This window comes from Rhizobacter sp. P1_G5, assembly GCF_056405435.1.
The window spans coordinates 1-538 of sequence record NZ_JBFUCB010001213.1 but is presented as its reverse complement, the minus strand read 5'-3'; the positions used below and the strand labels follow the sequence as shown (position 1 = coordinate 538).

The 538-nt window shown below is 69.1% G+C and carries 1 protein-coding gene; it reads left to right on the top strand.

Annotation, left to right across the window (positions count from 1 at the left end; translation table 11 throughout):
- A partial coding sequence (locus AC1D12_RS35025; protein ID WP_477845634.1) for a tyrosine recombinase occupies positions 1-538 on the top strand: 538 nt, incomplete at both ends.

The following is a 538-nucleotide window of genomic DNA, read 5'->3' as shown; positions in this document are numbered from 1 at the left end:
TGCCGAAGACGCTGAGCGAAGCCCAGGTCGAGGCGCTGCTGAAGGCGCCCGATGTCGACACGCCGCTCGGCCTGCGCGACCGCACGATGCTCGAACTGATGTATGCGAGCGGGCTGCGCGTGAGTGAACTGGTCACGCTGAAAGCCGTGCACCTCGGGCTCTCGGATGGCGCGCTGCGCGTCACCGGCAAGGGCTCGAAAGAGCGCATCGTGCCGTTCGGCGACGAGGCGCATGCGTGGCTGCGGCGCTACCTCGACGAGGCGCGCGCCGACATCCTGAAGGGCCAGGCGAGCGACGCCCTGTTCGTCACCGGCCGCGGCGGGCCGATGACACGGCAGATGTTCTGGCRGCTCGTCAAGAAGTACGCACTGCAGGCCGGCATCCATGCACCGCTGTCGCCGCACACGCTGCGCCACGCGTTCGCGACCCACCTGCTGAACCACGGCGCCGACCTGCGCGCGGTGCAGATGCTGCTGGGGCATGCGGACATCTCCACCACCACCATCTACACGCACGTCGCGCGGGAGCGGTTGAAGGC